Origin of the sequence: Pseudomonas sp. R62 (genome assembly GCF_000257605.1) — a bacterium.
GTDB lineage: Bacteria > Pseudomonadota > Gammaproteobacteria > Pseudomonadales > Pseudomonadaceae > Aquipseudomonas > Aquipseudomonas atacamensis.
Genome location: NZ_JH635999.1, coordinates 1,491,024 through 1,498,029, shown reverse-complemented (window position 1 = coordinate 1,498,029; position 7,006 = coordinate 1,491,024). Strand labels below are relative to the sequence as shown.

Below are 7,006 nucleotides of genomic sequence, written 5' to 3'. Positions count from 1 at the left end.
CGATTTTCTGCTCGATGTTGTCGTGGTGTTCTTGCAACAACTCCTTGGCCTCTTCGAGGTCGGAAGCCGCCGGGGCCGCGCCGCGCAGGGGCTTGTTGGCGGTTTCCTTCATGGTCACGCCAGTGACCAGACCGACCACGGCGATGACCATCAGGTAATACGCAGGCATGTACAGATCGTTGGTGCTTTCCACCAGCCAGGCCACGGCAGTCGGGGTCAGACCGGCGATCAGCACCGAGACGTTGAAGGCACTGGCCAGCGCGCTGTAGCGGATGTGCGTGGGGAACATCGCCGGCAGGGTCGAGGCCATCACGCCGATGAAGAAGTTGAGCAGCACCGCGAGGATCAGCAGGCCGGAGAAGATCAGGCCGATGCTGCCACTGTTGATCAGCATGAATGCCGGAATGGCGAAGATGAACAGGCCAATGCTGCCGACGACGATGAAGGGTTTGCGGCCGATCTTGTCGCTGATGAAACCGATCAGCGGCTGCACGAAGAGCATGCCGACCATGATCGCGATGATGATCAGCACACCGTGGTTTTCGCTGTAGTGCAGGTTGTGCGTCAGGTAACTCGGCATGTAGGTGAGCAGCATGTAATAGGTGACGTTGGTCGCCGCCACTACGCCGATGCAGGTCATCAGGCTGCGCCAGTGTTTGGTTGCGACTTCCTTGAACGACACCTTCGGGCCACCGGCGAGGCCTTCGCGGTCGCCTTGTTCGAGTTTTTCCACGTGCTGCTGGAACGCCGGTGTTTCTTCGAGGGCGTGGCGCAGATACAGGCCGATCATGCCCAGCGGCAGGGCGAGGAAGAACGGAATCCGCCAGCCCCATTCTTCGAAGCGCTGTTCACCAAGAATCGTCGAGATCAGCACCACCACGCCCGCGCCGAAGACGAAACCGGCGATCGAGCCGAAATCCAGCCAACTGCCGAGGAAGCCGCGCTTACGGTCGGGCGCGTATTCAGCGACGAAGATCGAGGCGCCGGTGTATTCGCCACCGACCGAGAAACCTTGGGCCATTTTCGCCAGCAACAGCAGGATCGGCGCCCAGATGCCGATCGAGGCATAGGACGGAATCAGGCCGATGGCGAAGGTGCTCAGGGACATGATGACGATGGTCGCGGCGAGGACTTTCTGCCGTCCGTACTTGTCGCCCAGGGCACCGAAGAACAAACCGCCAAGCGGACGGATGAGGAAGGGCACGGAGAAGGTCGCCAGCGCGGCGATCATTTGCACGCCGGGATCGGCGCCGGGGAAGAAGACCTTGCCGAGCACATAGGCGACAAAGCCGTAGACGCCAAAGTCGAACCATTCCATGGCGTTGCCCAGCGCGGCGGCGGTGATCGCCTTGCGCATCTTGGCGTCGTCGACAATGGTGATGTCTTTCAAACCGATCGGTTTGACGGTGTTCTTGCGTGATTTCATTGCGCTGTTCCCGCTCGCTGATCCAGATTACCGCTGCGATGCCATCTCCATGATGGCGCCGGCTCTTCTGGCTCAGATACATGCGGACACGAAATAATTCACCGATGGGCTGCAATTAATTTCGACAGGTGGGGGAGGTGCAACTCCGAGCCTTGTTGGAGCTGTATTGCCTGACCCACCGCTATCGCTGGCAAGCCAGCTCCCACAAGGGTTTTGGGTGTTGCCGGGATTTTGTGTCCGCCGTCAAATTCTGTGGGAGCTGGCTTGCCAGCGATGACGGCATGACATCCATTACAAGGCTTAAAGTGCAGCCTTCACCTGCAAACCCACCACCAGCGCATTATCGATGTCCTGCCCGGAAAACGCCCCCGGTTCGATGATGTATTGCAGGTTCGGGCGCAGGGTCAGCCATGGGGTGGCCTGGTAGCCGTAACCCAACTCGATCAACTGCTCGGCGCTATCGAGGTTCGGGAACGCAGCACCATTGGCCAGCGCGGCATCCTGCTGCACATCGCGGCTGCGCGGGTTTGGCACGGCGCGGCCGTAGCCCAGCGCCAGGGTGTCACGCGGGCGGCCTTCGAACGGTTTGTACAAAACCACGCCGGTGCCGTACCACTTGCTGAACGGCGAGGCGGCTTCGCTGGCCGCCGAGTATTGACCGAACGCATGCAGGCTGCGGCCCTCGGAGGTCGGCGAACGCCATACGGCCTGATCGATCAGCAAATAATGCCCGCCACGCCCGGACACCTCGTCGTCGCTGCCAATGCGTTTGACGTCGGAGCTGTCGTAGTAATAGCCGAGCTTGTACTCGCCGGGCAGCTCGCCGGCGTGCTTGTACACCAGCTCGATCGGCACGACGGTGCCGGTGGTGTGCTTCGGCCCCAGATGCCAGGCGCGGCTGGAATTGCCGTTGCTTTCTGGATCGACGTTAAACGCCGCCACACGCAACTGCCAGGACGGCGACAGGTCGTATTTGACCCGCACGCCCAGACGCGCGTTGGGGTAGTTGGTCCAGCCGCTGCCGCCGGACATGTTCAGCGGGTGACCGCAGAAACCGGCGTTCATGAAGTTGCACAGAATGCCGCTGTCGAGGCCGCCGAGGTCGTTACCCATGGCCATGTAGCCGAGCTTCACGTTCAGCGCCGGGGTGAACAGGCTGCGCTCGTAACTCAGTTCAGTCAGGCGCGTGTACAGGCCGCCGTAGTTTTCCTGAATCGGCAGGCGGTTGCCGACCAGATCTTCCGATGCGCTGTTGCCGCGCCGGTCGTTGATGGTCAGTTGCACTTTGCCGGCGTTGTCGACGCCGTAGAGTTTGCTCAGATCAAACTGCACGCCGAGTTTGATGTTCTGCGAGTAGCGCGCCGAGCGGTGCAGGCCGCCGTCGGCGTTGTAAGCAGTTTCGCCGCTGTAATCGCCAGTGAACTTGACGCCGTCTTCATCGAGTTGATGACGCAAGCCGCCCCAGTCACCGGTCAAGGTGCTGCGGGTCAGCAGATCGGAATCGCTGGCGGCCAGCGCGGGGAGGGCTGTGGTGCAGCTCAGGCCCAGCAACAGGCCAGTGGAAAGCGTGGTACGAGAAAAGCGAACAGCCGATGACATGTGAATCCTTCCTGCTGAAATCTTTAACGCAATAAAACGGCGACGCGGTGCTTTGGGGCACCGCGCGCTTGGAGGAGGTTGGTGGTGCGGCAATGAGTTACGGCAGGGCGTAAGCCATCACGTAATCACCACGATCGGTCGACTGGCGTGCGCCGCCAGCGGTGACGACGATGTACTGCTTGCCGGTCTTCGGCGAAACGTAGGTCATCGGGCCGCCCTGGCTGCCGACCGGCAGACGGGCTTTCCAGACTTCTTCGCCGTTGCCGCTGTTGAAGGCGCGCAGGTAGAAGTCCTGGGTGCCGGCAATGAAGATCAGGCCGCCCTGGGTCGACAGGGTGCCGCCGAGGGTTGGCAGACCGATCTTGATCGGCAAGTGCATGCGGATGCCCAGGGGACCGGTGTCTTCAACGGTGCCGACCGGAACCTGCCATGCGACTTTCTGGGTCTTCATGTCGATCGCGGTCAAAGTGCCGAACGGCGGCGCCTGGCACGGAATGCCGGCCACCGACAGGAAGCGGTTCTTGTTCACCGCGTACGGCGTGCCTTTGAGCGGCACAGCGCCCATGCCGGTGTTCAGCGCTTCGCCACCGCCAGCGGCCTGGCCTTTGTTCTGCGACGGGATCATCTGGATCCACAGACCCAGGCGCATGTCGTTGACGAAGATGAAACCGTGCACCGGGTCAGTGGAAATGCTGCCCCAGTTCATGCCGCCCAGCGAACCCGGGAAGCTCAGCGATTTGTCGGTACCCGGCGCGGTGTATAGGCCGTCGTAGCGCATGCTCTTGAAGTCGATGCGGCAGAGCAGCTGGTCGTACGGCGTGGCGCCCCACATGTCCGATTCGGTCAGGTGCTGCGCGCCGATCTGCGGCATGCCCACGGATTTCGGCTGAGTCGGCGAGTACGGCTCGTTAGGGATGTTCGCGGCTTTCACCGGTACTTCCTTGACTTCCGTCAGCGGCTTGCCGGTGGCGCGGTCGAGCACATAGATCTGCCCGGCCTTGGTACCGATGACCAGCGCCGGAACGCTTTGACCGTCCTTGTCGAAGTCGATCAGGCTGGGCTGCATCGGCAGGTCGAAGTCCCACAGATCGTTGTGCACGGTCTGGAACACCCAGCGTTCTTCACCGGTGCTGGCGTCCAGCGCGAGGATCGAGGCGCCGTACTTGTGGTCCAGTTCGCTGCGCTCGACACCATAGATGTCGGTGGACGAGCTGCCCATCGGCAGGAATACGGTGTTGGTCGCCGCGTCGTAGGACATCGGCGCCCAGCTGTTCGGCGTGCTGCGCACGTAGGTTTTGCCGTCGGCTGGCGCGTTGCGATCCTGCGGGTTGCCCGGGTCGAACGCCCAGCGCATGGTGCCGGTGATCACGTCAAAACCACGGATCACACCGCCTGGCATGTCGCTTTGCACGTTGTCGGCAACACGACCGCCAACCACCACGGTGGTGCCAGCCATCAATGGCGCGGACGACAACTGATAGTAGCTGTCCGGAACATCACCCAGGCCGGCCTTCAGATCGACCTGGCCGTTGTTGCCGAAACCCTGGCAGAACTCGCCGGTGTCGGCATCGACCGCGATCAGGCGGGCATCGATGGTGTTGGTCAGCAGACGACGCTGGCAGTTGGCGGCCGGCTCGGGTTTGGCTTCGATGATCGAAGAGTTGCTCGGCTGAGCGATGGTAACGGTGGCATCGAAATAGGCCATGCCACGGCAGCGCTGCCAGACTTTCGACTGGGCGTTGATCTGGTTTTTCCAGATTTCCTTGCCGGTGTCGGCGTCCAGCGCGATCAGGTTGTTGTGCGGGGTGCAGATGAAGACTTTGTTGCCGACCTGCAGCGGGGTGAGCTGGTCTTCGGCGCCGTTGCCATCGCTCTCGGCGACGTCCCCGGTGTGGTAGGTCCACGCGACTTTCAATTTGTCGACGTTGTTGCGGTTGATCTGATCGAGCGCGGCGAAGCGGCTGCCACCTTCGGTGTTGCCGTAGTGCGCCCAGTCTTTCTGCGCCTTGGCCGGCTCGACCGGAGTCAGGCCCGGGCCAGTGCCAGTGGCGGCAACGGTTGGGTGAGCAACGAACATGTTGCCGGCAGCAACCGCGACACCGACCGCGAGCACAGCGGCCACGGCATACGCGCCACGACCGGCCACGCGGCCATTGGCGCGCGCCAGCAGCGGGTAGACCAGAGCGACGACCATACCGATGGCGCTGAACATGAACAGCCGCGAGAACACCGGCCAGAACACCAGCCCGGCGTCAGCCACGGCCCAGATCGCGGTGGCCACGAGAAATGCGCCGAACAGCCAGGCGCCTGCAGTTTTCTTCAGTGCGATCAGCACACCGGAAACGGTCATCGCCAGACCGCCGACCAGGAAGTACCAGGAACCGCCCAGGCTGACCAGCTTCACACCGCCGACCGCGAGCGCCAGACCGAGCAGGGCGATGATCACGCCAAGGCCGACCAGAATGAACGTTGAAACGCCTGAGACGCGTTGACTGTGGTTCACATTGAAAGTCCCGTTTGAATGAAGCGCGGGATTATAACGGTAACTAACCATTCAGTTAACCGCAGTTTTGCCAGGAAAACGTGCACTTCTGTGAATCAAGCGTGGTGCAGGATGGGCAAAATGCAAGTTGAGAGGGGTTTCTCGACGTTTCAGCGGGGATGGCGAGTCGGGCGTGCAGTTGCAATGCACATCTACAAACACCGCGCTGAATTCACCCCTCATCGGAACGCCGCCCGCCCAGCCCTCTCCCCGGGGAGAGGGAGCCGATTGGTGGCTTTTCAGAACTTGTGTTCACCTCGGTATTGCAGGTTGGAATCACTCGATCAAACAACTCGGTCAGTTCCTTCTCCCTCCGGGAGAGGGCTAGGGTGAGGGGCTTTTGAGGTTGGCCGCGATGGCAACCTTGCCCTTGGCCCGACCTTGTTCAACGTAGTGCAACGCGTCAGCTATCTGATCGAACGGAAAAGTGCGATCAACCACCGGTTTGATCACTCCTGCCTCAATCAATGCAGTGATTTTTTGCAACTGAGCGCCATCGGCGCGCATGAACAGAAACGAATAACCCACCCCACGCTTGCGCGCCTTGCGCCGAATGCCACTGCTGAGCAGACGCATGACCAGCCCCAGCAGCCAGGACAAACCCTGCTCCTGAGCGAACTGCGCAGTCGGCGGCCCTGACAGGGAAATCAGCTGCCCGCCCGGTTTCAACACCTTTAACGATTTCTCCAACACATCGCCGCCGAGGCTGTTGAGCACCACGTCGTAGTCGTGCAGTTCGCTGGCGAAATCCTGCTGCTTGTAATCGATCACCACATCAGCGCCCAGCGCCTTGACCCAATCGACATTCGCCGTGCTGGTCGTAGTCGCAACAAAAGCACCGAGGTGTTTGGCCAGTTGAATGGCGACCGTGCCAACGCCACCGGAGCCGGCGTGAATCAGCACTTTCTGGCCTTTTTGCACGTTGGCGACTTCGACCAGGGCCTGCCACGCCGTCAACGCCACCAGCGGCATGCAAGCCGCCTCGGTCATGGCGAGATTGGCGGGTTTCAACGCGATCGCTTGTTCGTCGACAGCGATGCGTTCGGCAAACGTGCCAATCCTGTTTTCAGGCGCACGCGCATAAACCTCATCGCCCGGCTTGAAACGCTTGACCGCCGCACCGGTGCTGAGCACCACACCGGCGACATCGTTGCCCAATATCAAAGGCATTTGATAGGGCAGGATCATCTTGAATTCGCCGCTGCGAATCTTCAGATCCAGCGGGTTGACGCTGCTGGCGCGCACTTCGATCAGCACGTCGTGCGCGCCAACCAGCGGTTCGGGTAGGTCGCCAATCAGGCCGTTCTGCTTGCCGTAGCGCTCGATGAAAAATGCCTTCATTACGGATGCTCTTGTCGGTAGGAACCCGCCGCGTTTGCAGCGGGTCCGGAAGGGCTCAGGCCTGAGTCAGATAACGCTGCGCCACCGCCGACTGGCGA

At 61.4% G+C, this 7,006-nt stretch carries 4 protein-coding genes; all 4 read right to left on the bottom strand.

Annotation, left to right across the window (positions count from 1 at the left end; translation table 11 throughout):
- Positions 1–1,426, bottom strand: a 1,426-nt coding sequence (gene proP, locus OQK_RS24805) for a glycine betaine/L-proline transporter ProP (RefSeq protein ID WP_016774804.1), incomplete at its 3' end; no start/stop codon positions are given.
- 300 nt (positions 1,427–1,726) lie between these two features.
- Positions 1,727–3,025 (bottom strand): carbohydrate porin, encoded by a 1,299-nt coding sequence (locus OQK_RS24800; protein WP_016774803.1) that lies wholly within the window; start codon positions 3,023–3,025, stop codon positions 1,727–1,729.
- A 97-nt stretch (positions 3,026–3,122) separates the two neighbouring features.
- Positions 3,123–5,528, bottom strand: a complete 2,406-nt coding sequence (locus OQK_RS24795) for a glucose/quinate/shikimate family membrane-bound PQQ-dependent dehydrogenase (protein WP_016774802.1) — start codon at positions 5,526–5,528, stop codon at positions 3,123–3,125.
- A 363-nt stretch (positions 5,529–5,891) separates the two neighbouring features.
- Positions 5,892–6,908, bottom strand: a complete 1,017-nt coding sequence (locus OQK_RS24790) for an NADP-dependent oxidoreductase (protein WP_016774801.1) — start codon at positions 6,906–6,908, stop codon at positions 5,892–5,894.
- Between the last annotated feature and the right edge of the window lie 98 nt (positions 6,909–7,006).